Origin of the sequence: Nocardia sp. NPDC050406 (assembly GCF_044459025.1) — a bacterium.
Taxonomy (GTDB): Bacteria; Actinomycetota; Actinomycetes; order Mycobacteriales; family Mycobacteriaceae; genus Nocardia.
This window is the reverse complement of the sequence record NZ_JBITIM010000004.1, coordinates 218,141-242,718: the sequence shown is the minus strand read 5'-3', so window position 1 is coordinate 242,718 and position 24,578 is coordinate 218,141. Positions and strand designations below refer to the sequence as shown.

At 66.5% G+C, this 24,578-nt stretch carries 24 protein-coding genes; 8 read left to right on the top strand and 16 right to left on the bottom strand.

Annotated features, from left to right (window positions below; translation table 11 throughout):
* Window positions 1–80: 80 nt before the first annotated feature.
* From ACIBH2_RS29845 to ACIBH2_RS29810, 8 genes are read right to left on the bottom strand one after another with little or no spacing between them, the layout of a single operon-like run.
* Window positions 81–1,253, bottom strand: a complete 1,173-nt coding sequence (locus ACIBH2_RS29845; protein ID WP_397123508.1) for an MlaD family protein — start codon at window positions 1,251–1,253, stop codon at window positions 81–83.
* The gene (locus ACIBH2_RS29840; RefSeq protein WP_397123506.1) at window positions 1,250–2,371 is read right to left on the bottom strand and encodes an MCE family protein; all 1,122 of its coding nucleotides are present in this window, start codon (window positions 2,369–2,371) and stop codon (window positions 1,250–1,252) included. The genes ACIBH2_RS29845 and ACIBH2_RS29840 overlap by 4 nt, the downstream gene beginning before the upstream one ends.
* Complete coding sequence (locus tag ACIBH2_RS29835; protein WP_397123504.1) at window positions 2,368–3,462, bottom strand: MCE family protein; 1,095 nt, start codon at window positions 3,460–3,462, stop codon at window positions 2,368–2,370. The genes ACIBH2_RS29840 and ACIBH2_RS29835 overlap by 4 nt, the downstream gene beginning before the upstream one ends.
* Window positions 3,462–4,457 carry an MCE family protein gene (locus ACIBH2_RS29830; protein ID WP_397123502.1) on the bottom strand — a complete coding sequence of 332 codons (996 nt, stop codon included), beginning with the start codon at window positions 4,455–4,457 and terminating at the stop codon, window positions 3,462–3,464. Before ACIBH2_RS29830 ends, ACIBH2_RS29835 begins: the two co-directional genes overlap by 1 nt.
* Window positions 4,454–5,482, bottom strand: a complete 1,029-nt coding sequence (locus ACIBH2_RS29825) for an MCE family protein (protein ID WP_397123500.1) — start codon at window positions 5,480–5,482, stop codon at window positions 4,454–4,456. Before ACIBH2_RS29825 ends, ACIBH2_RS29830 begins: the two co-directional genes overlap by 4 nt.
* Window positions 5,479–6,951: an MCE family protein gene (locus tag ACIBH2_RS29820; RefSeq protein ID WP_397123498.1), complete on the bottom strand. Its 1,473-nt coding sequence runs from the start codon at window positions 6,949–6,951 to the stop codon at window positions 5,479–5,481. Before ACIBH2_RS29820 ends, ACIBH2_RS29825 begins: the two co-directional genes overlap by 4 nt.
* Window positions 6,952–6,960: 9 nt before the next feature.
* Window positions 6,961–7,824 carry an MlaE family ABC transporter permease gene (locus ACIBH2_RS29815; RefSeq protein ID WP_397123496.1) on the bottom strand — a complete coding sequence of 288 codons (864 nt, stop codon included), beginning with the start codon at window positions 7,822–7,824 and terminating at the stop codon, window positions 6,961–6,963.
* 3 nt (window positions 7,825–7,827) lie between these two features.
* Window positions 7,828–8,697 carry an MlaE family ABC transporter permease gene (locus ACIBH2_RS29810; protein ID WP_397124253.1) on the bottom strand — a complete coding sequence of 290 codons (870 nt, stop codon included), beginning with the start codon at window positions 8,695–8,697 and terminating at the stop codon, window positions 7,828–7,830.
* A gap of 466 nt (window positions 8,698–9,163) precedes the next feature.
* Here ACIBH2_RS29810 and ACIBH2_RS29805 point away from each other — a divergent pair, with 466 nt between their 5' ends.
* Window positions 9,164–9,838 carry a S1 family peptidase gene (locus ACIBH2_RS29805; protein WP_397123494.1) on the top strand — a complete coding sequence of 225 codons (675 nt, stop codon included), beginning with the start codon at window positions 9,164–9,166 and terminating at the stop codon, window positions 9,836–9,838.
* Between the two features lie 73 nt (window positions 9,839–9,911).
* On the opposite strand, the gene ACIBH2_RS29800 is transcribed toward ACIBH2_RS29805, so the two are convergent.
* The gene (locus ACIBH2_RS29800; protein WP_397123492.1) at window positions 9,912–10,532 is read right to left on the bottom strand and encodes a hypothetical protein; all 621 of its coding nucleotides are present in this window, start codon (window positions 10,530–10,532) and stop codon (window positions 9,912–9,914) included.
* Between the two features lie 151 nt (window positions 10,533–10,683).
* Between ACIBH2_RS29800 and ACIBH2_RS29795 the strand changes: the two genes are divergently transcribed.
* From ACIBH2_RS29795 to ACIBH2_RS29785, 3 genes are all read left to right on the top strand, one after another.
* On the top strand, window positions 10,684–11,142 hold the full coding sequence (locus ACIBH2_RS29795; RefSeq protein WP_397123490.1) for a hypothetical protein: 459 nt from the start codon (window positions 10,684–10,686) through the stop codon (window positions 11,140–11,142).
* A complete protein-coding gene (locus tag ACIBH2_RS29790; protein WP_397123488.1) occupies window positions 11,112–12,050 on the top strand; it encodes a cytochrome P450 in 939 nt (312 codons plus the stop codon). The genes ACIBH2_RS29795 and ACIBH2_RS29790 overlap by 31 nt, the downstream gene beginning before the upstream one ends.
* A gap of 305 nt (window positions 12,051–12,355) precedes the next feature.
* Complete coding sequence (locus ACIBH2_RS29785; protein ID WP_397123486.1) at window positions 12,356–13,255, top strand: Ig-like domain-containing protein; 900 nt, start codon at window positions 12,356–12,358, stop codon at window positions 13,253–13,255.
* A gap of 707 nt (window positions 13,256–13,962) precedes the next feature.
* On the opposite strand, the gene ACIBH2_RS29780 is transcribed toward ACIBH2_RS29785, so the two are convergent.
* The 3 genes from ACIBH2_RS29780 to ACIBH2_RS29770 are packed head-to-tail and all read right to left on the bottom strand — an operon-like array spanning window position 13,963 to window position 17,230.
* Complete coding sequence (locus ACIBH2_RS29780; RefSeq protein ID WP_397123484.1) at window positions 13,963–15,942, bottom strand: M13 family metallopeptidase; 1,980 nt, start codon at window positions 15,940–15,942, stop codon at window positions 13,963–13,965.
* 27 nt (window positions 15,943–15,969) lie between these two features.
* Window positions 15,970–16,347 carry a DUF397 domain-containing protein gene (locus ACIBH2_RS29775; RefSeq protein WP_397123482.1) on the bottom strand — a complete coding sequence of 126 codons (378 nt, stop codon included), beginning with the start codon at window positions 16,345–16,347 and terminating at the stop codon, window positions 15,970–15,972.
* 28 nt (window positions 16,348–16,375) lie between these two features.
* Window positions 16,376–17,230, bottom strand: coding sequence for a Scr1 family TA system antitoxin-like transcriptional regulator (locus ACIBH2_RS29770; protein ID WP_397123480.1), 855 nt, complete (start codon window positions 17,228–17,230; stop codon window positions 16,376–16,378).
* A 119-nt stretch (window positions 17,231–17,349) separates the two neighbouring features.
* On the opposite strand from ACIBH2_RS29770, the gene ACIBH2_RS29765 reads away from it, so the two are divergent.
* The gene (locus tag ACIBH2_RS29765) at window positions 17,350–17,823 is read left to right on the top strand and encodes a hypothetical protein (protein ID WP_397123478.1); all 474 of its coding nucleotides are present in this window, start codon (window positions 17,350–17,352) and stop codon (window positions 17,821–17,823) included.
* Here the strand turns inward: ACIBH2_RS29765 and ACIBH2_RS29760 are convergent.
* Together ACIBH2_RS29760 and ACIBH2_RS29755 are read right to left on the bottom strand one after the other, a co-directional pair.
* Window positions 17,820–18,335 carry a DUF4190 domain-containing protein gene (locus ACIBH2_RS29760; protein ID WP_397123476.1) on the bottom strand — a complete coding sequence of 172 codons (516 nt, stop codon included), beginning with the start codon at window positions 18,333–18,335 and terminating at the stop codon, window positions 17,820–17,822. The two genes, ACIBH2_RS29765 and ACIBH2_RS29760, sit on opposite strands and share 4 nt — an antisense overlap.
* A 100-nt stretch (window positions 18,336–18,435) precedes the next feature.
* Window positions 18,436–19,212 (bottom strand): pirin family protein, encoded by a 777-nt coding sequence (locus tag ACIBH2_RS29755; protein WP_397123474.1) that lies wholly within the window; start codon window positions 19,210–19,212, stop codon window positions 18,436–18,438.
* A gap of 256 nt (window positions 19,213–19,468) precedes the next feature.
* On the opposite strand from ACIBH2_RS29755, the gene ACIBH2_RS29750 reads away from it, so the two are divergent.
* From ACIBH2_RS29750 to ACIBH2_RS29740, 3 genes are all read left to right on the top strand, one after another.
* The gene (locus tag ACIBH2_RS29750) at window positions 19,469–19,939 is read left to right on the top strand and encodes an NUDIX hydrolase (protein ID WP_397123472.1); all 471 of its coding nucleotides are present in this window, start codon (window positions 19,469–19,471) and stop codon (window positions 19,937–19,939) included.
* The gene (locus tag ACIBH2_RS29745; protein ID WP_397123470.1) at window positions 19,936–21,264 is read left to right on the top strand and encodes an MFS transporter; all 1,329 of its coding nucleotides are present in this window, start codon (window positions 19,936–19,938) and stop codon (window positions 21,262–21,264) included. Before ACIBH2_RS29750 ends, ACIBH2_RS29745 begins: the two co-directional genes overlap by 4 nt.
* A 137-nt stretch (window positions 21,265–21,401) precedes the next feature.
* Window positions 21,402–23,045, top strand: a complete 1,644-nt coding sequence (locus ACIBH2_RS29740) for a DUF4185 domain-containing protein (protein ID WP_397124251.1) — start codon at window positions 21,402–21,404, stop codon at window positions 23,043–23,045.
* Here ACIBH2_RS29740 and ACIBH2_RS29735 read toward each other — a convergent pair.
* Together ACIBH2_RS29735 and ACIBH2_RS29730 are read right to left on the bottom strand one after the other, a co-directional pair.
* Window positions 23,042–23,896, bottom strand: a complete 855-nt coding sequence (locus ACIBH2_RS29735; protein WP_397123468.1) for a biotin-dependent carboxyltransferase family protein — start codon at window positions 23,894–23,896, stop codon at window positions 23,042–23,044. The genes ACIBH2_RS29740 and ACIBH2_RS29735 overlap by 4 nt on opposite strands.
* Complete coding sequence (locus ACIBH2_RS29730) at window positions 23,893–24,531, bottom strand: allophanate hydrolase subunit 1 (protein ID WP_397124249.1); 639 nt, start codon at window positions 24,529–24,531, stop codon at window positions 23,893–23,895. Before ACIBH2_RS29730 ends, ACIBH2_RS29735 begins: the two co-directional genes overlap by 4 nt.
* Window positions 24,532–24,578: the final 47 nt, after the last annotated feature.

Genomic DNA, 24,578 nt, shown 5'->3' with positions numbered 1-24,578 from the left:
CGCTGCGGACGCACCGTCTAGGTTCTGTCAGCGAGTATGCCCGGCGCGGTGAACCACACCACCGTGCCGGGGCACATCACCTACTTGACCGGCGGCAGCGTCCGCTCGTTCGGATCGGCGTCCGCGGGCGGGTTGGCGCCGTTGTTCGGCACATCCGGCCGCGGCGCGTTGGCCGAGCCACGAATCTGCTGATCCGCCGGGGGGTTCGGGCAGGTACCGGCCCACCGCGGGAAGGTGCTCTCGGTGGCGACATCCGGTCGTACGTTCTTGGTCGTGTATTCGCAGTACGGCCGCGGCCAGATATCCACGATCGTGTGGAACTCGCCGTCGTGGGCGGGTACGCCCATGGCCGAGGTGCCCACCACCAGCGACGGGAACAGCGCCCGCAGAGCGGGGACACGCAGCTGCGCCGCCTTGGTGATGGCCGCGAAGTTCTGGGCCAGACTGGTCATCGGGTCGGCGGTCTTGTCGAGCACCGCACCGAGGGTGGCCATCTGCCCGGGAGCCTGGTCCAGGATCCGCTGGAGTTCGGCATTCGCGTCGTTGAACTGGTTGAACAACACACTCGAATTACTGGTCAGCGTACCCAGGTCCGGCTGTGCCAGCGAAGTGGTCTGGGTAATGGTCCGCAAGTTGGCGATGAGGTTGGTGGTCTGCGGGAGCAGTCCGTCCAGACCGGCCGTCGCCAGGCTGATGCCATTGATCATGGCGCGCAACTGATCCTGGCCGCCGGAGAGTGCGATATCGAGTTCGTTGAGGATCACGCTGAACTTGTCCGGATCGATCTGGGCGATCAGTTCGCTGGAGTTGTCCAGCACCGACCAGACCGGGGTCGGGGTGCGCACCGTCTCCGGATCGAACTCCACCACCGAGCCATTGCCCAGGAACGGACCCTGATCGGTGTTCGGCCGGAAATCGATGTACTGCTCACCCGCGCCGGACAGCGCCTGCACCGCGACCGAGGTGTCGGTCGGAATCTGGTAGCGCGTGTCGATCTCGACGGTGGCGACGAGCGCCGCGCCGGAATCGGCCAACTCGATGGTGTCGACCTTGCCGACCCGGTAGCCGCGCAGCGTCACGTCGTTGCCGGGCTGCAGACCACCGGATCGGTCCAGATTGACCGCCACCTTGTAGCTGTCGCGCAGCGGATTGACGCGCATGACGCTGATCGCCAGGTAGGACGCGCCCACCACGAGGATCATCACCAGCGCCGCGTTCGACACCAGGTTCTTGTGCCGCTTCACCCAATTCATCGGTGGCCCCCCGAAATCCGGCCATAGACGATCTGCAGCACCTGGATGAGGCTGCCGCCGAAATCGTTGAGGTCCTTCAGATCCGGGAACTTGCTGTTGGCCGGATCGGTGAGCAGGCCGATGTCGAGCATGGACAGCGTGGCGGCCACCGCCAGCGTATTGCCCTTGAACGAGGCGTCGGCCTTGGGCCGGATATCGCGCAGGGCGTCCAGCGCCGGGCCGAGATCCGGCTCGGTCTGGGCCAGCGCGTCCATCAGCTGCTTCACATTGTCGAGCAGACTGGCCAGATCACCGGAGGTGGTGTTGGCGTAATCGCCCAGCGCCGCACTGGTGGTCGAGATGCGGGCGAGCAGATCGCCGAGGGCCTGGTTGTTCTCGGCGATCGCGCCGATCATGGTCGGCAGCGTATCGGCCACCTGGCCGAGTTCGTTGTGATTGGCCTCGAGGGTCGACGACAGTGCGCCGAATCCGGCCAGCACCTGGTCCACCCGGGCGCTGTTGTCGTTGAGACTGGTTGTCACACCGGTCATCTCGGTCAACAGATGGGCCAGCTGCGGGCCACGACCGCCGACGATGGAATCCAGCTCGGAGGTGAGCTTGGACAGGCTCGCGATACCGCCGCCGTTGAACAGCAGCGACACCGACAGCAGCAGCTCCTCGACCGTGGCGCCCGCGGAGGTGTGGTCACGGTTGAGGGTGTCGCCATCCTTCAACAGCTGTTGGCCCGATTGGGCTTTCGGCTTGGAGACCGCCACGAACACATCGCCGAGCGGGGTGGCCTGGCGCAGTTCGGCGGTGCTGTCGGCCGGGAGTTCGATATCGGTGCGGATGGCCAGATCCACATGCGCTTCGAAGTTCTTGGTCTCGATATTGGTGACGACGCCGACATCGGAGCCGCCGATCTTGACCTTGGCCTGATCGGGCAGGTTCAGCGCGTTCTCGAACACCGCGTGCACGGTGTAGGTGTCGTTGCCCGCACCGGGTTTGGGCAGGGGCAGCTTCTCCACCGTGAAACCACAGCCGGATACCGCCAGGGTGGCGGCGCTGGCGGCCAGCGCCACGATCGAGCGGCGAATCCGCTTGGTGCGCCGGGCATCACGGGTGAAACGGTTGCTCATCGTGTCAGTCCCAACATTGCCGCGGTGAGCCCGAAATCGGGGCCGAAATCTTCCATCTTGCCGGTGCGGCAGCCGTCCGCCCGCATCTGGACGCGTTCACAGAACAGGCTGATGATCTCGCCCGACAGTGGCGTGCCGAGTACGGCGTGCAGGCGGATGAACCGTCCCTGGCGGTTGACCGTGCGGTCCAGGTTCTGCATGAGCAGCGGGGCGGTGTCGACCACCTCGATGACGCCGGTGGCATTGTCACGCAGCTGCTGGGTGACATTGGTGAGACCGGTGAGGGTGCCGTTCAGCTGGTCCTGGTACTGCGCGAACGCGCCGCTGGTGTTGTTGAGGAAGCCGTTGAGCTGGTCCAGGGTGGCCTGCAGACCGGGGGCCTGCTCCGCCAGCAGCGTCGACATCTGGGTCATCTTGTCGCTGAAATCGCGCACGGACTGGTCGTTCTCGGCCAGCATGGTGGTCAATTCGTTCAGCTTGATGATGATGTTGGAGACGGCGTCCTTGTTGTCGACGCCGACCTTCAACGCACCCGAGAGCGCGTTGAGGGTGTCGCGCATCTTCTCGCCCTGGCCGTCGAGCATCGGGTACAGCACCCGGCCCGACAGCGGGCCGATGCCCTCCTGCCCGTCCTTCGGCTTGAGCGCTTCGGAGAAGGCGTCGATGGTCTTGATCATCTGGTCCAGCTCGACCGGGGTCCGGGTCTGCTGGGTGGTCAGATGCGCGTTCTCCGGCAGGGTTTCGCCGCCGGTGTAGACCGGGGTGAGTTCGATGTGCCGGTCGGTCACGATGGACGGGGAGATCAGCGCCGCCGTGACGTTCTTCGGGATCTTGATGCCCTTGTCCACCGTGAGGTGCACCTCGGCGAACCGACCCTTCGGCACGATCTTGTCGACCTTGCCGACCTCGAGGCCGAGCACGGTGATCGGGTTGCCCTCGAACATGCCCGCGATATTGAGGAAGTCGGCGGTGAAGTGCTGGGTCTGGCCCGCCGCGTCCTTCACGCCGATCGGCACCACCGAGCAGCTGCCCACGGCGAGCGTGGCCGCGGCGATCAAGGCCGCCTTGGCGATTCGAGCGAACTTCGTCATTACTGGCACCCCTGATTCACCTGCGCGAAGCACAGCCAGTTGTCCGGGAACAGCCACGGCAGACCGACTTCGCCGTAATTGCCGTTGCCGAGGGCATTGTTGAACTGCCGCACCGACGGCGGCATGATCGACAGCAGCCGGTCCAGGTTGTCCTTGTTCTTCTGCAGGCCCTCCGCCATGGTGTTGAGCTGCTCCAGGGTCGGACCGAACTGGTTGTCGTTCTCCGTGCCGATGGCCTGCAACTGACCGCTCAGCGTGGCGATATTGTCCAGCAGCGACTTCAGCAGGGTCTGGCGCTCCATCACCCGGTTGGCGATGGCCTCGCCCTGGGTGATCACCAGCAGCACGCTGTTGCGGTTGTCGCCCAGGATCGTGGTGACCTTGTCCAGATCCTTGAGCAGCTGGTCGACATCGTCCTTGCGGTCGTTCATGGTCTTGGCGAGCGCGCCCACCGCGTCCAGCGCCTGCACGGTCAGCTCCGGGGTGTCACCCATCTGCTGATTGATCACGTTCAGCGATTCCGCGAGCTTCTGGGTGTTGAGCGCCTCGAACTTCGGCGTGCCCTCCTGCACCACATCGGCCAGGTTGTAGGGAACGTCGGTATTGGAGCGGGGGATTCGGTCGTCCTTCAGGCCCGAGCCGTCGCCCGGATCGAGGTCGATGTAGCGCGCGCCGAGCAGGGTGGCCATCTTGATGGCCGCCCGCGCGTCGGGCCCGAGCTTCACGTCGTTGCTGATCTGCAAGGTGATCAGCACGTGATCGCCCTCGAGTTCCATACCGGCCACCCGGCCGACCGGAACACCGGAGACGTCCACCTTGTCGCCGACCTTCACCCCGGCGGTCTGGGCGAACTCCGTCTTGATGCTCTGCTCACCCACGCCGATGAGGCGATAGACGTTGGAGGCCAACAACAGTGCCACGATCAGACCGGCCCCCATGAGGCCCAGCCAGAAATTGCGATTGGAATTGAAGCGGGATTTGATTTTCTCGATCATGGACGGCACACCGCCGAGTGGGAGTTGCCGCCGATCTGGCTGAACAGACCGCGCGGGAAGAGCACGCCGTACAGGGACACGTCCAGGGAGCACACGTACGCGTTGGCGTAGGTGCCGTTCTGGGTGAACTTGCCGACGTCGGACAGGATTGCGGGCAGGTCGATGGCGGCTTGGTCCAGCTTCTCGCCATTGGCGAGCAGCAGGGTGAGCGCGTCCCGGGTGGAGCTCTGCGCCAGCGCGATCTTCGGCTGGATCTGGGCGAGCATGTTCACCAGCGAGCTGGTGGCGTCGGCGATCTGCACCGTCGAGGTCTGCAGCGACTGGCCCTGCTCGTACAGCCCGCCGATCAGGGCGCGGGTCTGCGCCACCAGGGTCTCCAGTTCGTCACCGCGCTTGGCCAATCCGGACATGACACCGGAGAGGTTGGTGATCACATCCGAGAGGATGGCGTCGCGGCGCTGGAAGTCGGTGGCCAACGCGGCGGCCTGGGTGATGAAGGCGCTCAAGGACACCCCGTCACCCTGGAGAGCCTGGATGAAGGTCTCCGACAGGCTGTTCACCTGCTCGGGGGAGAGCACCTGGAACAGCGGCTGGAAACCGTTGAGCAGACCCGAGATATCGAAGGACGGTTCGGTCCGGTCGATCGGGATCGACCCCTTGTTGCGCAGCTGCGAGGTGTCGCCGCCGGTGCCCGGGGCCAGCGCGATGTAGCGCTGACCGATCAGGTTCTGGTACCGCACCAGGGCCTTGGTGTTGTTGTACAACGACTGGTCGCGCTGGACGATGAAGGTCACCTTGGCGTTGTGCTGGTCGTCGAGTTCGATCTTCTCGACCTTGCCGACGCGCACGCCCGCCATGCGGACATCGTCGCCCTCCCGCAGTCCGAGGACGTCGGTGAAGGTGGCGTTGTAGGTATTGGTGGAGCCTTCCACGGTGCGCGCGAGGGTATTCCAGATGACCGCGGTCACCAGGATCGCCACGACCGCGAAGAGACTGAATCCGATCAGCGGTTTGCGAATGCTCATCGGCCGCCTCCGGTTTCGGTCACTTGCAACGTTCCGCCCCTCAGGATCGAGCTCAACAGCATGTACTCGGCAATGGTCGGCTTACGGCCCAGCAGCGCCGTGATGGCGGCGTCGCCGGAGTAGGAGATCGGACCGGCGGAGGCCGGAACGGTATCCGACGGCTGCGCGGCCGGAGCGACCGGCGTACTGCCCGGAACGAGGTTCGGGAACAGGCCCTCCAGCGGCGTACCCGCGAACGGGTGGTTCGGCTGCGGGGTCTCACCCGGCTGGGTGGTATCGGCGGCATTGAGGCCCGGAATGCTCGGGAAGCCCTCCGGCACCGGCAGTTTCGGCAGACCGGCCGCGGAGTCGAGGGCCTTGGGCCGCAGCGATTCCGGCAGCACGCCCGGGCTCGACTCCGCCGGAGCGGTGCCACAGCTCGGGGCCGCCAACTCGCCGTAGCGCGGGCAGTCGGCCTGCGTGTACGGCTTGTACGGCGTGAAGGTGAGGCCCATGTTCCAGACCATCTGCTGCTGCGTGCCCCAGTGGAAGGTGCTCGACAGCGCCCGAATCGAGGTGTTCAGGTTGGCGATGGCCTGCGGAATGGCGCCCGGATCGTCGGACATCGCGCCGAAGAGCGCGCTGGTGCCGATCGTGACCTCCTTGCCCACATCGGGGTTGCGGGCGAACAGGGCGTTGACCTTGTCCACGGTGCCCGCGGTGCCGGTGATGAGCGAGGCCAGTTCGGCGCGCCGATCGGAGATGGTCTGCGCGGTCTTGACCGAATCGGCCAGCACCCCCATGAGGTCGGGGGCGGACTGGTTCAGCGCGTGGAACGAATCGGAGAAGTCGTTCAGCATCACGCCGAGATCCGGGATGGACTCGTCGACGGCCAGCAGCCACCGGTCCACGCGCTCGACGGTGGAGCCGGGCATGCGCCCGCTGCCGTCCAAGGCGTAGGACAGCGTGCCGAGCACGCGGCCGAACTGGACCGGGTCGATCTTGCTGAGAATGTCGCGGACCGTGGTGAGGGTGTCCTGCAGCGCGATGGTGCCCTTGGAGCGGTCCTCCTCGATCTGCGAACCCTCCTTCAGGTGCGCCTTCGCGGGATCGGCTCCGTTGTAGACCAATTCGACCGAGGTCACGGCGAACAGGTTGGAGGGCACCACGCGTGCGGTCACATTGGCCGGAATGCCTTCGACGTACTCCGGCTTCATCTCGATGTGGACCTCTTGCAGCTCGCCCTTGGCGGCCACCGAGACTTCCTTCACCGCACCCACCAGCACCCCGCGGAACTTCACGTCCGCGTTCTGCGGCAGGCCGTCACCGGTGGTGGTCAGGTTGGCGGTGACATTCACCTTGTCGATGAAATAGCCCTGGTAGCGGGCCATCAGGAAGCCCAGGATCAAGGCGAAGACGATCAGACCGCAGACACCGGCTATGAGCAGCTGGCGCATGGTCGGTCCACGCCCACTCGGATCGATGATCATGCTCGCCCCCTACCCCGAGATCCGGATGCCGGGATTGACACCCCAGATGGCCAATGTCATGAACAGGTCAGCGAATACCACGGCGATGATGCAGAGCTTGATCGCGCGGCCCGCCGCCACACCCACGCCCTCCGGGCCACCCGAGGCGAAGAAGCCGTAGTAGCACTGGATGAAGGTCGTGATCGCGACGAACAGCACCGCTTTCAACAGCGAATACAGTACGTCCTGCGGAATCAGGAATTGGTAGAAGTAGTGCTGGAAAGTACCGGCGGCGGTGCCGCCGATCAGCTGCACGGTCAGCGAGCAGGAGATGTAGGCGACCGGGAGCGCCAGGCAGTACAGCGGCACGATGGCGATCATGGCCGCGATCATGCGGGTGCTCACCAGGTACGGAAGCGGCCGAATGGCAACCGATTCCAGCGCGTCGATCTCCTCGGAGATGCGCATGGCGCCCAGCTGCGCCGTGAATCGACACCCCGCCTGGGCCGCGAAGGCCAGCGCCGCCAGCAGCGGTCCGAGTTCGCGGGTGGTGGCGAAGGCGGAGATGGCACCGGTAATCGGGCTCAGGCCCAACAGATTCAGTGAGGTGTGGCCCTGGATGCCGACGGTCATACCGCCGAAGGCCGACAGGATGACCACCACGCCGATGGTGCCGCCGCCGACGACCAGATTGCCGTTGCCCCAGGTGACATCGGACAGCAGCCGCCAGACCTCTTTGGGGTAGTGCCGGAAGGCCAGCGGCATGGAGCCGAGCGAGCGCAGGAAGAAGAAGACCTGGTGGCCGATGCGCGCGACGAAATCGATCGGCGCGCGACCGGAACTCCTGATCTTTTGGAACGGCCGCAGCAGCGGCGGAACATACGTTGCTGACACGACTCAGACCATCTGTGGGGGGAAGAGGGTGTTGTAGACCTGCGTGAGAATCAGATTCACGCCGAACAGCATCACGGCGGACATGACCACCGCGGTGTTCACCGAGTTCGCGACTCCGCCGGGGCCACCACGGGTATTGAGGCCGGTGTCGCAGGCGATGATGGCCGCCAGCAGACCGAAGATCAGCGATTTCAACAGGGCGATGAACAGATCGAGTGTCACCGCGAAGGAGGAGAAGGTGCCGACGTAGGAGCCGGGGGTGCCGCCCTGGGCGAAGATATTGAAGACGTAGCCGGTGAGGAAGCCGACGAAAACCACGAAGCCGCACAGCAATACGGAGACCAGCATGGCCGCGCCGAGACGCGGGGCGACCAGGCGACGCATGGGGTCGACGCCCATCACCTTCATGGCGTCGATCTCCTCGCGGATGGTGCGCGAGCCGAGATCGGCGGTGATGGCGGAGCCGACCGCGCCCGCGATCATGATCGAGGTGACCAGCGGCGCGCCTTGCTGGATGATGCCCAGGCCGTTGGCCGCGCCGATGAACGAGGTGGCACCGACTTGTCCGGCGACCGAGCCGACCTGGATGGAGACGATGACGCCGATGGGAATCGCGACGAGCAGAGTCGGGGCGGCCGCGACACTGGACATGAAGGCGCATTGCCGGACGAACTCGTTGAACGGGAATCGCCGACGGAAGATCGCGATGAACAGTTCGGCGACCGCCGAGACGCCCATGGCCATCATGCGACCGCCGGTCTCCAACGAACGCTTCGGATGGTCTTCCCAGTACTTCCTGGTCCAGTCAGCCGCCGCGTTCAGTCTTGATTGTGTTGGTGACCCGTCCCCTCCCGGACTCTTGGTCAACTGCACCACTGGCTACCCCTCTCGACGCCGGTTACCTGCCTCCGGCGACTGTTGCTTGACGCACCTTACTACGGAGTTAGGAAAAACACATCACGCTGTTGTGCTTCCCGTCATAGAGACGGATCACTTTCCGCGAACTGATGTGACCAGCGACAACATGGTTGGTAGATAGCCCAAATAACCAGGCAGTTGTCTAGAACTTGTTACAGTTCTCCGGTTTTTATCCACCGATCTCGACTTAATCACGACCACTCCCCCATTAATTAATTGGATAGAATTTATCCGAAATCGAGCCGGTGTGCGGATTGTTTCGCCGATCCCGGACCATCCGGCGAACCTCCGACCGGTCCGCTTGAACGCGTCAGGACACGGGTACGCAACATGCGGCAGTACAAGCCGCGATCAGAACCGAATACTGACAGGATGAGATGACAGTCAGTGTGAAAGAGCGGCATCCGACGTCTGGAGGGACATGTTCAGGAAACTCGCCGGGGTGGCTCGAGCCACCTTTGCCGTCGCGTTCAGCGCGGCGCTGCTCGGGTCGGGAGCCGGGGCCGCGCAAGCAGAGCCCGGACCGCCCGTGCTGGGTGGAGGCTCCGGAATCGTGATCGACAACGAATTCGAGTGCACCCTCACCACCATCGGACACGACGGGGCCGGACGGCTGGTCGGTCTCACCGCCGGACACTGCGGTGATCCCGGCGCCCAGGTCTATGCCGAAGCCGCGCGCGGATACGGGGTACTCGGCCGGTTCGTGTACTCCAACCACGAACTCGATTACGCCGTCATCGAATTCGATCCCGGTCGCGTCACGCCGGTCAATCGGATCGGCAATGTCACCATCACCGGTCTCGGCGCTCCGCCACAGTTCCCCATGATCGTCTGCAAGGAAGGCCGCACCACCGGCAACACCTGCGGACTCACCTGGGGTGACGTCTTCGGCACCAATATCGAGACGTGGACCCAGATGTGTGTGGTCGAAGGCGATTCCGGCGCACCGGTCGTCATCGGCAGCACCCTGGTCGGCATGGTGAACGCCTACCTGGCCATCGCCTGCTTCGGCCCGGAGGTCGGCACCAATATGAGCGCCATCATGGCGGATCTGAATGGTCGCGGCGGAGTCGGCTCGGGCTACTACCCGATCTGATCTCGCGAAAAAAGCTGAGCGAGTGAGCATCGTGCCCCCCACCGTCAGGCGGGGGGCACGAGTTGTCTTTACCTCAGAGCGCCGTCACGCAGACGACGAAGCGGCGCTCGTCGTAGACGTAACCCTGGTCGCCCTCGACGCACGAATCCACGCTGGTGGTGTTCTTCTCGATACCGAGCACCTTCACACCCTCGGTGGCGGTCTGGGTGCCGCAGTCGATGCGCAGCGGATCCTCGCCGCCGAGATCAATGCACTGGCCGATGACCCAGTCGATATCCAGGCACAGCGCACCGGTTTCGACGCCGTTGAGCGTCTCGTAGTACGCCTGGTCGACATCGGTCGGGCACTGATCGTTCTTGCGGGCCTTGCCGACGACCTTGTAGTTGGAGTCGGTGGACCCGCAGGTCGCCTTCTCGATGGTGGCGTCGTCGGTGGTGCCGCCGAGCTTCACGCAGTCGCCGATATTGGCCTGGAAGTCGGTGGAACCGCCCTTGTTCACCGTGGTCGGGCTACTGGGCTTGCTGGTGCCACCGGGCTTGGAGGTGGGCGCCGACTTGGTGGTGCTGGTCGGCGCGGAACTGTCGGCCGCCAGCGGAGTACCGCTCACGATCGAGCCGCAGCCCGTCAGGACCAGGGCGGCAGCAGCGGCGAACGCCGAGACGGCGACCCGAACGGTGAACGACTGTCGCGACACTTTTCGATTCCTAAATCCATAGAATGTCTAGCCTTTTGCTTAGGCATGCATACACCACGCGCCCGGGGGCCGTCGACTCCGAAACCGGACGGAACGGACAGCCGAACCTTCCGAATCGAACCGCGCGGCGGGCGGGAACGTAGTGGAGGACATGAGCGTCGAATCCCGGACCGCGTCCATCGGCTCCGCGCCGCGCCCGATGCTGCTGCACGCGCTCCTGGCCGGGATCGACTTCGAGCGGTACTTCCGCTGGCGGCGGGAGCGGGACGGGGATCCGTTCACGGTGCGATTTCCCGGATTCGGTTCGGCATTGTTCACCGGTGGTACGGCGGGGGCGCGCGAGATGTTCACAGCGCCGCCGGAATTGTCGGTGCCGCCGCTGCCCAACCCCATCGAACCCATGGTCGGCCCCGCCTCCTTGATATTGACCGGGGGCGGACAGCATCGACGCGACCGGGCTTTACTGGCACCGGCATTTCACGGCAGTCGAATTCGCAACTACGGCAATGTAATTCGTGAAGCGGCGGAGCGGAGCTGGCCGGGGAGCGCACCGGGATCCCGTGGCGCATCGGGGTGCGGGTGGACGCGCGGGCCGCGGCGCGAGCCCTGACGCTGCGGGTGGCGCTGGCGGTCGTGCTCGGGATCGACGATGCCCGGCGGCGCGCCGAATACACCGCCGCGACAACGGAATTCCTCACCGCGTACGGTGGTCCGCTGATGCTGATGCCGGTCCTGCGGCGGAGCCTGTTCGGGCATTCGCCCTGGGACCGGTTCACGGCGGCGCGAAATCGGTTGGACGCCTTGATCGATGCCGAGATCGATTGCCGCAGAAGGGGTGCAGCGGGCGCGGACATTCTGGGCGCACTGCTCGGCAGCCGGTACGACGACGGCGGTGCGCTCACCGACGCGCAGTTGCGCGATCAAGTGCGGACCCTGTTGGTGGCGGGCCACGAGACCACCGCCACGGCGCTGGTATGGGCGCTCTACCGGTTGCACCGGAATCCGGACGCGCTGAATCGACTCCGCGCGGAGCTGGCGGCGAACTCCGGCGCGGAACCCGCCGAACTGGCGAAACTGCCCTATCTGGACGCGGTGTGTCAGGAGACGCTGCGGCTGCATCCCCCGGTGCCGATCGTATTGCGGCGTCTCACAGGTGATTTCACCCTGCGCGGGCGGGCCATGGTGGCGGGGGACACCATGGGGCTGGCGGTGCCGCTACTGCACTCCGACCCCGAGGTGTGGTCCGCACCGCAGGAATTCCGTCCCGAGCGGTTTCTCGAACGGCGGTACGGGCCTTTCGAATTCGCGCCCTACGGCGGCGGTCACCGGCGGTGCGTGGGGGCGGCGCTGGCGGAGTACGAATTGCGGATCGTGCTCGCGACGCTCCTGAATCGGGTGCGCTTGCGGCTGTCACCGAGGTTCGCGGGAGGGCGGATACCGATATCCGTGCCACACAACATCGCGACCGGTCCACACGCGGCGATTACCTTCGATATCGACCGATCCCGTAGCGCCTGATGTGATTTCGATCACACGAAGGTTTGAGCGTTCCTCGATCGGGTTCTCGACCGACACTGCCGACCGCCGCGCGAATCGCCGGAGTGAACGGCACGTTCGCACACGGTGAGTCACCCACTCACGCGCGTGTGAGCTGACGCACACCAGTTGGTCCGTATGCATAACTGCCAGAAGACAATTGGAATGCCGGTGATCGCACGGTAGGAAGGGATGCGGGGTTGGGGCCTGCCGCGAGATACCTGCTCGCGCTCTGCGCGCGTCGATACGCGTGCGAACCGAAGTACCGGAAGGACTGAGCCTTGCGCATGACCACGTACCGGAGAACGGGACTGCTCTCCCTCGCCGCCGCGGCGGCCGCCGGAGTGGTGCTCGCCGCCCCCGTACACGCCGCGCCGCTGTGGCCGGGCGGACCCGAGATTCCGGGTGTGCCGTCGGCAGTCATGCCGCAGCCCGCACCCGGCGACACACCGGACAATCCGAACGCGAAAGCGCCGATTCCCCCGGCCAACTTCACCGCGCCGAATATCAACCCCGGCGACGGCGAGGTCGTGGGTGTCGCGCAGCCGATCATCATCAACTTCAAGGAACCGGTCACCGATCACGAGACCGCCGAGAAGGCCATCCGCATCACCTCCACCAACAAGGTGGACGGCCATTTCTACTGGATGGGCGACAAGCAGGTGCGCTGGCGGCCGGAGGGCTTCTGGCCCGCCGGTTCCAAGGTGACCGTCGAGGCGGGCGGCACGCACACCGCCTACGAGATCGGCGACGAGTTCATCGCCACCGCCGACGACGCCACCCACGAGATCACCGTGACCCGCAATGGCGAGGTCGTACGGGTCATGCCCACCTCCATGGGCAAGCCCAAGCACGAGACCCCGAACGGGACCTACATCGTCAGCGAACGCAATCGCAAGATGATCATGGACTCCTCCACCTACGGCGTCCCCACCACCGACCCCGAGGGCTACAAGCTCGAGGTCGAATACGCCGTCCGCATGTCCAACAGCGGCATCTTCGTCCACTCGGCCCCCTGGTCGGTAGCGCAACAGGGCGTCTCGAACGCCTCCCACGGCTGCCTGAACGTCAGCCCCGAGGACGCCAAGTGGTTCTTCGAGAACGTCAAGAAGGGCGACCCGGTGGTCGTCCAGAACACCGCCGGTGGAACCCTCAGCAGCAGCGACGGCTACGGCGACTGGAACTAGAACTCGCATAGCCCTCGAATGCCCCGCCCCTCCGGGCGGGGCATTCGCCTATCCCGAGCCGACGTGCCCCGCCCTCCACAGCGGGCAACCACAACGGGTATCCCGCACCACCGGGCGGGACTAACGCCGTATCCCGCACAGCATGACCGTCCCCTTCGCGACCGCCTGCGCCTCACCCCCGAACCGGCGAGGCCTTCACTTCCACACCGAATCGAACAAAGCCTGCGCTGAACAGAAGGGGCCACACCCTAAGGAGCGACCAGCGTCGCGTCCCAGGACCGCGCACCAACGAGATATGAGCACAACTACGTCTCACGACCTCGCGCCCTTCCAAGGAGCGGGCATCGCCATGCTTCACGACTCGACTCGCCGACCCCGGGGACGCAGGTCGAGATCCGCACCTCGCCGACCGCCGCGCCGACGCTCGATCAGACCCAGCTGATCGGGCAGGTGATGCTCCGCATCGAGGTCACCGAGATTCCGATGGAGGGCGATCAGCCCTCACGCTCTAGCCGAGAAGCGGGCAGCGCTACATCTCACGTCTGACCCGCCGAGAAGCGGGCAGCACCACGTCTCACGTCTGACCCGCCGAGAAGCGGTCAGCGCCACGTCTCACGACTGACCCGCCGAGATGCGGGCACCTTCGATTCTTCCTGTTCGTGTGCCCCACCCGGAGGGTGGGGCACACGAGATCCCAGAGTGGGGAACTACCAGATCTTCACGCGCTCAGCGGGTTCCAAGTACAGGGCGTCGCCGGGTTGGACGTCGAAGGCCTGGTGGAAGGTGTCGAGGTTGCGGACTACGCCGTTGCAGCGGAATTCCGGTGGGGAGTGGGGGTCTACCGCGAGGCGGCGGATGGCCTCTTCGGTGCGGGCCTTGGTGCGCCAGACCTGGGCCCAGCCGAAGAAGACGCGCTGTAGGCCGGTGAGGTCGTCGAGGACGGGGGAGTCCTTGTCCTCCAAGGAGATCTTGTAGGCCTCCAGGGCGATGGAGAGGCCGCCGAGGTCGCCGATGTTCTCGCCGATGGTGAACTCACCGTTGACCTTGTGGTCGTCGGCGAGGTCCTTGGGGGAGAACTGGTTGTACTGGGCGATGAGCGCCTTGGTGCGCTTGGCGAATTCGGTGCGGTCGGACTCGGTCCACCAGTCGACCATATTGCCGTCGCCGTCGTACTTGGATCCCTGATCGTCGAAGCCGTGGCCGATCTCGTGGCCGATGACCGCACCGATACCACCGTAATTGGCGGCGTCGTCGGCATTCATGTCGAAGAACGGCGGCTGGAGAATCGCTGCGGGAAAGACGATCTCGTTCATGCCGGGGTTGTAGTAGGCGTTGACCGTCTGCGGGGTCATGAACCATTCGTCACGGTCGACCGGTCCGCCCAGCTTGTTCAGGTCGCGGTCGTGTTCGGCGGCGTAGCCGCGGCGGTAGTTGCCGACCAGATCGGTGGGGTCGATGGCGATCTGGGAGTAGTCGCGCCACTTGTCCGGGTAGCCGATCTTCGGGGTGAACTTCTCCAGCTTCGCCAGCGCGGCCTGCCGGGTCTCCGGGCTCATCCATTCGAGCTGGGAGATATTGCGCCGGTAGGCCTCCTGGAGATTCTCCACCAGCTCCACCATGCGGGCCTTGGCCTCCGGCGGGAAGTGCTGCGCCACATACAGTTTGCCGACCGCCTCGCCGAGCAGGTCCTGCACCAGGGAGACGCCGCGCTTCCAGCGCTCGCGGTTCTCCTGCGCGCCGGTCAGCGTGCGGCCGTAGAAGTCGAAGTTCTCCTCGACCAGATCGTCGGTGAGATAGGCGGCGCGGGAACGCAGTACGCGCCAGGTGGCCCAGGACTGCCAGTCGTCCAGCGATTCCGAGGCCCACAGCTGGGCGAAGGTGCGCACATAGTCGGGCTGGCGTACCACCAGCTCCGCGAACAGCTCCGGCCCGCTGCGGTCCAGGCCCTCCGCCAGCGCGGAAGTCCAGGCGTTCCAGTCGAATTCGGGGTTCTCGGCGACCAGGGCGTCGAAGGTCGTGAGGTTGTAGGACAGTTCGGCGTCGCGGCGGCGCACCACATCCCAGTGTCCGGCGGCGAGCTTGCGCTCCAGGTCGAACACGCGTTGGGCGTCGATGTCCAGCCCCGCCAGATCGGACATGCGGCGAATGTGGGCGATGTACTTCTCGCGGATCTCCGCGTACTCGTCCTGGCGGTAGTAGGACTCGTCGGGCAGCCCGATACCGGACTGGCTGGTGTGCACCAGATAGCGCTCGGAGTTCTTGTCGTCGGTGTCGACGTAGAAGGTGAGCGCCCCACCGACGCCGGTGCGCTGCAGGCGGCCGATCACGGCCGCGAACTCCCCACGATCGGCCACCGCGCGAATGGCGGCCAGTTCCTCGACGATCGGGGTCAGCCCGGCGGCGGCGACGGCGGTCTCGTCCATGAAGCTGGAGTACAGATCGCCGATCTTGCGCTCCTCGGTGCCCGGCTCGGCGTTCGAGGCGGCGGCATCCTGGATGATCTTCTGCACATCCAGCTCGGCCTGGTCGTAGAGCGTGCGGAAGGCACCATCCACGGCCCGGTCGGCCGGTATCTCGTAACTGTCCAGCCATTTGCCGTTGACGTGCGCGAACAGGTCGTCTTGCACCCGCACGCTCGCGTCGACATGGGAAAGATCGATACCGGAGAGAGCTTGCTGCGAAGTCACGACCCCAGTATGCCGATTTACGCGAAGTCAGGCAGGCAGGGCGATGCGGTCGAACTCGCCATCGAGTGCGCCCGCGACGAACGCCGCCCATTCGCCAGGGGTGTAGACCAAAGCGATCTCGCCGTGGCGGAGGGTGGTGCCGTGGGGTGTGGTGTGGAAGGTCAGGGCCTGGGGCATCGTTGCCCGGCCGGTCACAAACTCGATGAAGCGCATCCATTCGGTCGTGGTGACGGTGATGATGGGCTCTTCTTCAGGGCGATGCGCCGGATTGCGCCGGTACTTGCTGTCACGGATGAGCACCGCATCACCATCGAAACGGACCTCGACGCATTGATTGCCGTTGTTGGTACGAGTCGAAGTGAACCATCCGGTGGTTTCCGGATGAAGCCTCGCGGTGATAGACATGGGCTGCATTTTACGGTACGAAATGGAATCATTCCCCTTTCGCATAATTTCTGATCATGTCCAAAGAGTCTGAGCGGCCGAGGGATTGGTCGAGTGCACGCACATATGCAAAGCTCAGATCACGGACCAGATCCGAATCCTCCACCGCCCCACCGAATACCGCGCTCTCGACCCACCCGAATGTGGGCAGACCCTCCGGTGCGAAATCGAGCAGATGAAAACTCGAGCCGCCCAGAATTCCGCCCGCGGTCGCGGTGAACGGGATGATCCGCACCGAGACCGTGTCGAATTCCTCCACGAGCCGGGCCAGATGCTCGAGCTGTCCGCGCAGCACCTTCGGCCCGCCGATCTGCTGGTGCAGCGCCGCCTCGCCCATGACCACGGTCAGCTCCACGCGGTCCTCGCCGTACACCCGCTGCTGTCGGCGCAGGCGCACCCCCACCAGCTGCTCCACCTGCACCGGGCGAATCATGACATCGGCGCTGATGAGCGCGCGGGCGTACTCCTCGGTCTGCAACAGCCCCGGCACCACCAGCGAGTCGTAGCTGCGAATGGCCTCCGCGCCGTACTCCATCCCGTAGTAGCGCTGCAATTCCGCGCCGATGAGCGCGGAGGACTTCGCCCACCAGCCGCGTTCCTTACTGACGGCCAACAGGGCGAGCAGCTCCTCGCGCTCCTCGCCGTCCACCTCGAGCAGCTCCAGCACCGGGCCGATGGTGGTGGCGGTGAGGACCCGGCGCCCCTTCTCCACATGCGACCAGTTGGCCGGGGTGAACCCGACGCGTTTGGCGAAGGTGGCCGAATCGAACCCGCGCTGCTCGCGCAATTCGCGCAATCGCAGCACCAGTTCCCAGCGGGCGACAGTCGGCGAGACGGGTGCCATGACTGCTGATGCTACGCCCGGCAATTACTTGGCGTGTGACTATTGTCATTCAGATTGCGGAGAGTTACGGTCGTTGCACCAAATCCGCGGAGCTGGTTCGAACCGAGACGAGTTCGCCGATGAGCACGCTCGACCCACATGCGTTCACGACCACGCAGGAAGCCCTGGCCCGATGCCGCCGGTACCGCACCGAGCACGGACTGTACGGCGTGGTGGATCCGACCCTCGGCCGGATCAGTCTGGAAATCGGCGCGGTCGGCGCGGTCACCATGCCCGCCGATCTCGGTAAGAGGGTGCGCGATCACCTCCACGGCCGTGCCCGCTGTGGCCCGGTGATCGCGCACCCTCGATCCGGGCGGTGGACCTTCCTCACCGGCCCCAACGACGATTCGTACCTCGATATGGCGCTGTTCGCCGACCTCTTCCGCGACTGCGCGGGCGTCGCCCTGCCGGGCAGCCGCATCGTGCTGCCCTCGCCCGCCGACGAGCACACCGGCTACCGACGCTGGGTGTGCCCGCCGGACAAGGACTTTCGGCCCGAACTGTCGGAGGTCGTCACCGCGACCCGGACCTGTCGGGCGCTACCGCACTAGGGCGTCGGCGGCGGGGTGACGGTGACGCTGAACTTGTCCTCGACCCGCTGCTCGAAGTCGCGCTGGCACTGTTCGATCTTGGCCTGATCGCCATTGGCCGCGGTGACGCAGTCGAGGTAGTTGTCGAACCCGGTGTCCTTGAAGACACTCCAGGTGAACAGGCCGATCACAATGCCGATGATCAGACCGATGACGCCGAGAACGATGCCGGTGATGGCCAGCCCCGCGCCGCCCGCCTTCTTGCTCAACAGCGCGACCAGGCCGAAGATGGCCGCGAGCACGCCGAACAGCACACCGCCGATCACGGTCCAACAGCTGAGCAGGGCGATGACGCCGAGCACCAGCGCGGTGATCGCGAGCCCCTTGCCCTTCTGCGGCTCCTGCCAGTACTGCTGACCGGGCTGCTGCGGATATCCGCCCGGCTGCTGCGGGTAGGGCTGCTCGCCGTAACCACCCGGTGGCGGATAGTCGCCGGAAGGCGGGTAATTGCCGGGGGGCGGGTACTGCGACATGGTGGCGTCCTTCCGTCGGTGCTGCTCCCGGTAATCGCGTGTTCGCGGCGAGGCCGTTAACGCGCTCGGTCACGCACTGCTGTGGCCGTCATCCAGGATGCTATTGCCCACCGAGCCGCGCGTGCATTTCCCACACCAGGATCTCAGCGGGCGTGTTCGCGGTGACACGCTGGCCGCCGCTGCGCGTCAGACGGACCGCGTCGCCCTCGTACAGGGTGCCCACGCCCTCCATGTCCACCTCGCCGCGTGCCACGAAGACGTGCAGGTACGGCGCTTCGGGTAGTCGCACCTCACTGGTCTGCTGCTCGGGCAGGCGGGCCACGTGCATGGCGGAGTGGCTGCTCGCGATGGCGATGGCGGTGCGGTCGCGGTACTGGGGCAGGCCCGAGGCCACCGTCACCAGTCCGCCGCCCGCCAATTCCTCGTCGATCTCGAGCTGCTGATAGCCGGGGTCGAGACCGGGTTCGTCGGGCACCACCCACATCTGGACGAAATGCACCGGCTCGTCATGGGCGGGATCGGCGCTGAGACGCCACGAATCGTTCTTCTCCGAATGCAGAATCCCGGTGCCCGCGCTCATGCGCTGTGCCAGACCCGGATAGATGACCCCCGCGTGCCCCAGTGAATCCTGATGCACCAGACTCCCGCTCAACACCCAGGTGACTATCTCCATATCCCGATGTGGATGGGTGTCGAATCCCTCGCCGGGTAGGACGATGTCCTCATTGTTGACCAGTAGTAGGCCGTGATGGGTGTTGTCCGGGTCGTAATGTTCGCCGAACGAGAAGGAATGCTTCGAATCCAGCCACGCCACACGGGTTTTCATGCGGTCGCCGCCCCGATGGACATCGATGTGTGGTGTCGTGAGCGTGGACACCGCCCGTCTCCTCTCACCGGCGAGACCCGATCTGCTTCCAGGGTAGAAGCCCATTCGGAACCCCTGCCTGAATTCCCGGTAAATTCTATCGTGCGGGCAGCAACCACCCGCACGCCCCCGACCAGGCAATAAGCGTCCCACGGTGGATCGAGCGAATTCTCGGCATCGAGCGCGCCGAGACGGGTGCCACCGTGCCGGTCCCCGGCGGCGACCGTAACATGATGTGCCGCAACAGGTACCGGAGGGAGGGGACGGGATGCGACCAGAGGTGCTGGCGGGTATCGAACGCGAACTGCGACAGCAGGCCCAGAGTGAGGGAATCGAACATTTCGTGGTCGGCGTCGCTGTCTTCCGCAATGGCAAACTCCTGGTCGTGCGGCGTGTCGCCGATGACTGGCACGGGGGAATGTACGAACTGCCGGGCGGCGGCGTGGAATCCGGGGAATCCTTCGCCGAATGCGTGGAGCGCGAACTGTTCGAGGAAACCGGACTGCGCGTCGTGCGAATCACCGATGTCCTCGGCGGATTCGATTACGCCACCCGCACCAAATCGCGGGTGCGCAAATACAGCTTCGTGGTGGAGGCCGAGGTCGGTGAGATCGCCCTCGACCCGACCGAACACGACCAATTCCAGTGGGTGGACGCCGACGGTCTGGACAGTCTGCCCATGGCCCCCGATATGCGCGCCGCCGTCTACGCCCTCGTCACCACGCACCCCGCCAGGTGAAGAACGGACGCTCCCCGCTGGCGGTGGCGCGCACCGTACGTGCCGCGCTGCACGACAGTCCGGGGGTGGTGCGGCTGGCGGTGATCCGCCTGGCCGGGCCGTTCGGGGACGGCGTGTTCCAGGCGGCGCTGAGCGGGGCGATCCTGTTCAACCCGGAGCGGCAGACCGATCCGCTGGATATCGCGGCGGGCTTCGCGGCGCTGCTGCTGCCGTACTCGATCATCGGACCGTACGCGGGCGCGCTGCTGGACCGCTGGGACCGGCGGACGGTCCTGCTGTTGGCCAACGCGCTGCGCGCGGTGCTCATCGGCGTGACGGCCGTCCTGCTGGCCGCGGGCCTGAGCGCCACACCCCTGCTGTTGCTCGCGCTGGCGGTGGTGGGGATCGGGCGATTCGTGGGAGCCGGATGTTCGGCCGCGCTGCCGCGGGTTCTGGCGCAGCGCTGGCTGGTGACCATGAACTCGGTCATGGCGACGACCGCGGCCGGATGCGCCATCGTGGGCGCGAGCCTGGGCTTCGCGATCGTGGGGTGGACCGGCGGCGGTGATTCCGGCTCGGCCGCCGCCGTCGCGGTGAGCGCGGTGGGCTCGCTGGTCGGTCTGGTCGCCGCGGCCGGGTTCCGTACGCGCGCGCTGGGGCCCGACGAGTCCGAGCGCGATGCCCGAAGTTCGGTGCGGGCCATCGCCAACGGCCTGCGCAATGGCGCGGTGGCGGCCTGGCGTTCGCGCGCCGTGACCACCGCCATGATCGGAATCGGCTCGCACCGCATGGTGTTCGGGGCCGACACGCTGCTCATGGTGTTGGTGCTGCGGCGCGGGGCGGGGGAGGACGTCGCGGGACGGTTGGCCGATTTCGGCGTGGCCATCGCGTGCGCGGGTGCGGGCATGCTGGCGGCGGCGGTGATCGCGCCGCTGCTGATTCCGCGCCTGGGGCGTTCCCGCACGGTGGTCGCCGGGCTGACGGCCGCGATCATGGTGCAGCTGGCGCTGGTCACGCCGATCACGGTGGCGACCGGGCCGGACGAGGCGCGGGCGCGACTGGCGCTGCTCACGGCGGCCTTCCTGCTCGGCCTGGCCGGGCAGATCATCAAACTCACCGGCGACGCGGCCATGCAGATCGAGATCGACGACGCCCATCGCGGGCAGGTGTTCGCCTTGCAGGACACCGTGTTCAATATCGGCTTCGTACTGGCGGTGGCCGCGACCTCGACGGTGATTCCGGCCGATGGGCGCTCGGTCGCGGTGGTCGCCGCGGCGGCCGGGATCTACGGCTGCGGACTGGCGGCAATCGCGCTGAACTCGCGGCGGCGCACCGACATTCCGTGATAGACCGTATCGATTCGATCGCAAATCGCGGCGACGACCCCGCGCACGGTCGCGGGGGCCACGGCGACCGGATACGGTGACACGGTTCGATCTTGAAAGCGCGGTTCGCCGCGGCCCGACAGGAGACGCGCAGCGCAATGGGATTCCCGCCGTCCCCAGCGATCCCCAGATCCACGCTCCGCACCGCCTCGGTCCTGACCGGCGTTGTGCTGGCCGGTCTGGCGTGCACCACGCCGTCCGCGGCCGCCCCGCACCCGTGGGCCCCCGCACCCGTGAACAGTTGCGGCGAAGTGGGATTCGATCCGCTGGCCCGCGAACAGAAGCCGGGCGTCACCCCCGAGTACCGGCCGCCGACCGTCCAAATCCCGGTCCCCGTCCCGGAATTCGTGCCCGTGCCCGTCCCCGGGCCACAGCCGGACAACACCCGAATCGATGCCGCGCCGCTGCCCGTGGACCCGTGCGCCAATCCCTGCCCGGATATTCGGGACGCGCCGAAACCGGTCACCACCCCGACCACGACCGCGCCGCCGGATGGCGGGCAGCGCGCGGAATCGACGCCGCCGACCACGACCACCACCGAACCCGAACCCGAACCACAGGGCGCCACGTCGACCGCGCCGCCCCCGCCGGACGGAATCGAGCTGCCCCGTATCGAATTCAATCCGGAGACCGAGCCGATCCCGGTGCCGGTACCGGGCGGCGAGGGACCGGAACCGCAGCCCGCGCCCGCACCGGTGTACGTGCCGCCCGCCCCCGCACCGCTGGCCGCGCCGATCGCGCCGCCGAGGGTGACGAGTGTGCGGCTCGTCGATCAGCTCACCGGGCCCGGCTCGGAGAACCGCACCGATATGCGGTGGTCGGTGGATGGCACCGATCTCGGTCTGATGTGGGAGAACAAGCCCGGCGAGGTGGCCGTGGTCTTCGGCGACACCTTCGGCAAGGGCTGGAGCCCGGGCGGCGCGGGCGCCGCGGACGAGGACTGGCGCAGCAATGTCTTGGCCTACAGCACCGACCGCGACCTCTCCGACGGGCTGACCCTGGACACCTTCGTGCAGGACAGCCGGTGTCACGCCGCAGAGCTGCTGGACAGCCGCAAGATCAAGAACTTCGAGACCACCACCATCCCGACCTCCGGTTTCGCCGTGGGGGATCGGCAGTACATGACGTACATGTCGATCAACCGGTGGAGCCGCATCCCGGGCATGTGGTGGACCAACCACGGCGGCATCGCCTGGTCCGACGACAATGGCCGCACCTGGACCAAATCCCAGCATGCGGTGTGGGACAACCTGTTCGGGGCCGGACGCTTCCAGGTGGCGACCATGGTGCCGCAGGGCGACTGGGTGTACATGTTCGGAACTCCCAACGGCCGCATGGGCGTCATCGGCCTGGCCCGGGTGCCCGCCACCGAGGTGCTGAACAAGACGGCCTACCAGTACTGGGTCGCCGGTAACTGGGTGAACGCCGACGCCGCGAACGAATTGCTCGCCACCCCACTGGTTCTCGGCACCGCGAGCGAACTGTCGGTGCGTTACGACGCCGAGAGCGCACAGTGGCAGATGGTGTACCTGGACGCGCCCGCGCATCAGATCGTGCTGCGCACCGCCGCCGAACCGCAGGGCGCGTGGAGCGATCCGATCCCCTTGGTGGACACCAACGATTACCCCGCGGCGTACGGCGGGTTCATCCACCCGTGGTCCACCGCCGAGGACCTGTACTTCACCATGTCGGCGTGGGGGAGCTACAACGTGTACCTCATGCACGCGAAGCTGAACCGCTAGCAGCGGCGGAAGCGAATGGTCTGACCGGGCCGAGCCTGGGCGACGGCATCCACGTCGGCGTCCACCACCACGGCGATCACCGGATAGCCGCCGGTGATCGGGTGATCGGCCAGGAAGACCACCGGCTGACCGCTCGGCGGCACCTGGATGGAGCCCAGAGCCACTCCCTCCGTGGGCAATTCGTCGGTGGCGCGCCGTCGCAGCGGCGGCCCGGAACGGCGGTCCAGGCGCGCGCCGATGCGATCGGTATCCGAGGACACCGCCCACTCACCCGCGAAAAGCGTTGCGGGATCGGTGAACCAGTCGTCGCGGGGACCGAGGATGGCGTGGATGATCATCGGTTCGGCGGTCGGCGAGGGCACGGGGGCGACATCGATGATCGGATAGGTGCGCGGCGGCGCGCCGACGGGCAGTACATCGCCGGGGCGCAAGGGGTCCGGGCCGATGCCCGACATGGTGTCGCGGCTGCGCGAACCCAGCACCGGCGCGATGTCGATACCGCCGCGCACCGCGACGTAGCTGCGCAGCCCGGCGCTCGCGAGCCCGAGGCGAAGCCGTTGTCCCTCTTCGATTTCCAGTACGCTCGCGGGTCCGACCGGGCGGCCGTCGACGGTGGCGGGCGCGGGCGCTCCGGTCACCGCGACGGTGAGATGCCGGTCGGCGGTGAGTTCCAGACCACCCAGCAGCACCTCGATTCCGGCCGCGCCCTCCGGATTGCCGACCAGGCGATTGGCCAGGCGCAGCGAGGCGCGGTCGGCGGCGCCGGACGGCCCCACGCCGGAGTCGAACCAGCCGGGGCGGCCCAGATCCTGAATGGTGGCGAGCGGTCCCACCCGCTCCACGCGAATCACGCGTCCACCCGCATGAATCGGACCCGGGTGGCGGCCCGGACCAGCGCGGGCGGGTCGCGGTCCACATCCCACATGCGCAGCCCGGTGCTGCCGATGAGCTGCCAACCGCCGGGACTGCGGCGCGGATAGACCGCCGAGTAGCCGCCCGCCAACGCGACCGCCCCCGCCGGTATGGCGGTGCGCGACTGGGCACGCCGGGGGACCGTCAGTCGTCCGTCGGGGGATTCCAGATACCCGAAGCCCGGAGCGAAACCCACGAAGGCGCAACGCCATACGGTGCCGGTGTGCTGGGCGATGACCTCGTCCACGGTGAGGCCGAGCCGCCGCGCGACCTCCGGGAGGTCCTCCCCGTCGTAGCGCACCGGTACGACCAGCGGATCGGCGCGAAAACCATTGCCGCCCACGGCGTCTTCGGGTGCGTCCCCGCGCTCGGGCAGCCAGCCGGGTAGTCGGCGCGCACCGGCCGCCACCCGAGCCTCGGCATCGAGGCGCTCCAGCAGCTCCGCCAGGCGACGGCGGACCTTCTCGGCGGCGGCGGGTGCGATCAGCGTGATCAGGACGGTCTCCGCGGCGGGCAGTACATCGGCGACGCCCTCGGGGCGCGGGCGCAGAGCGGTGACCAGATCCGCGATCATGGTGCGCGACGGTGGAATCACCAGCAGCGCACGGTCTCCCGCCGCGC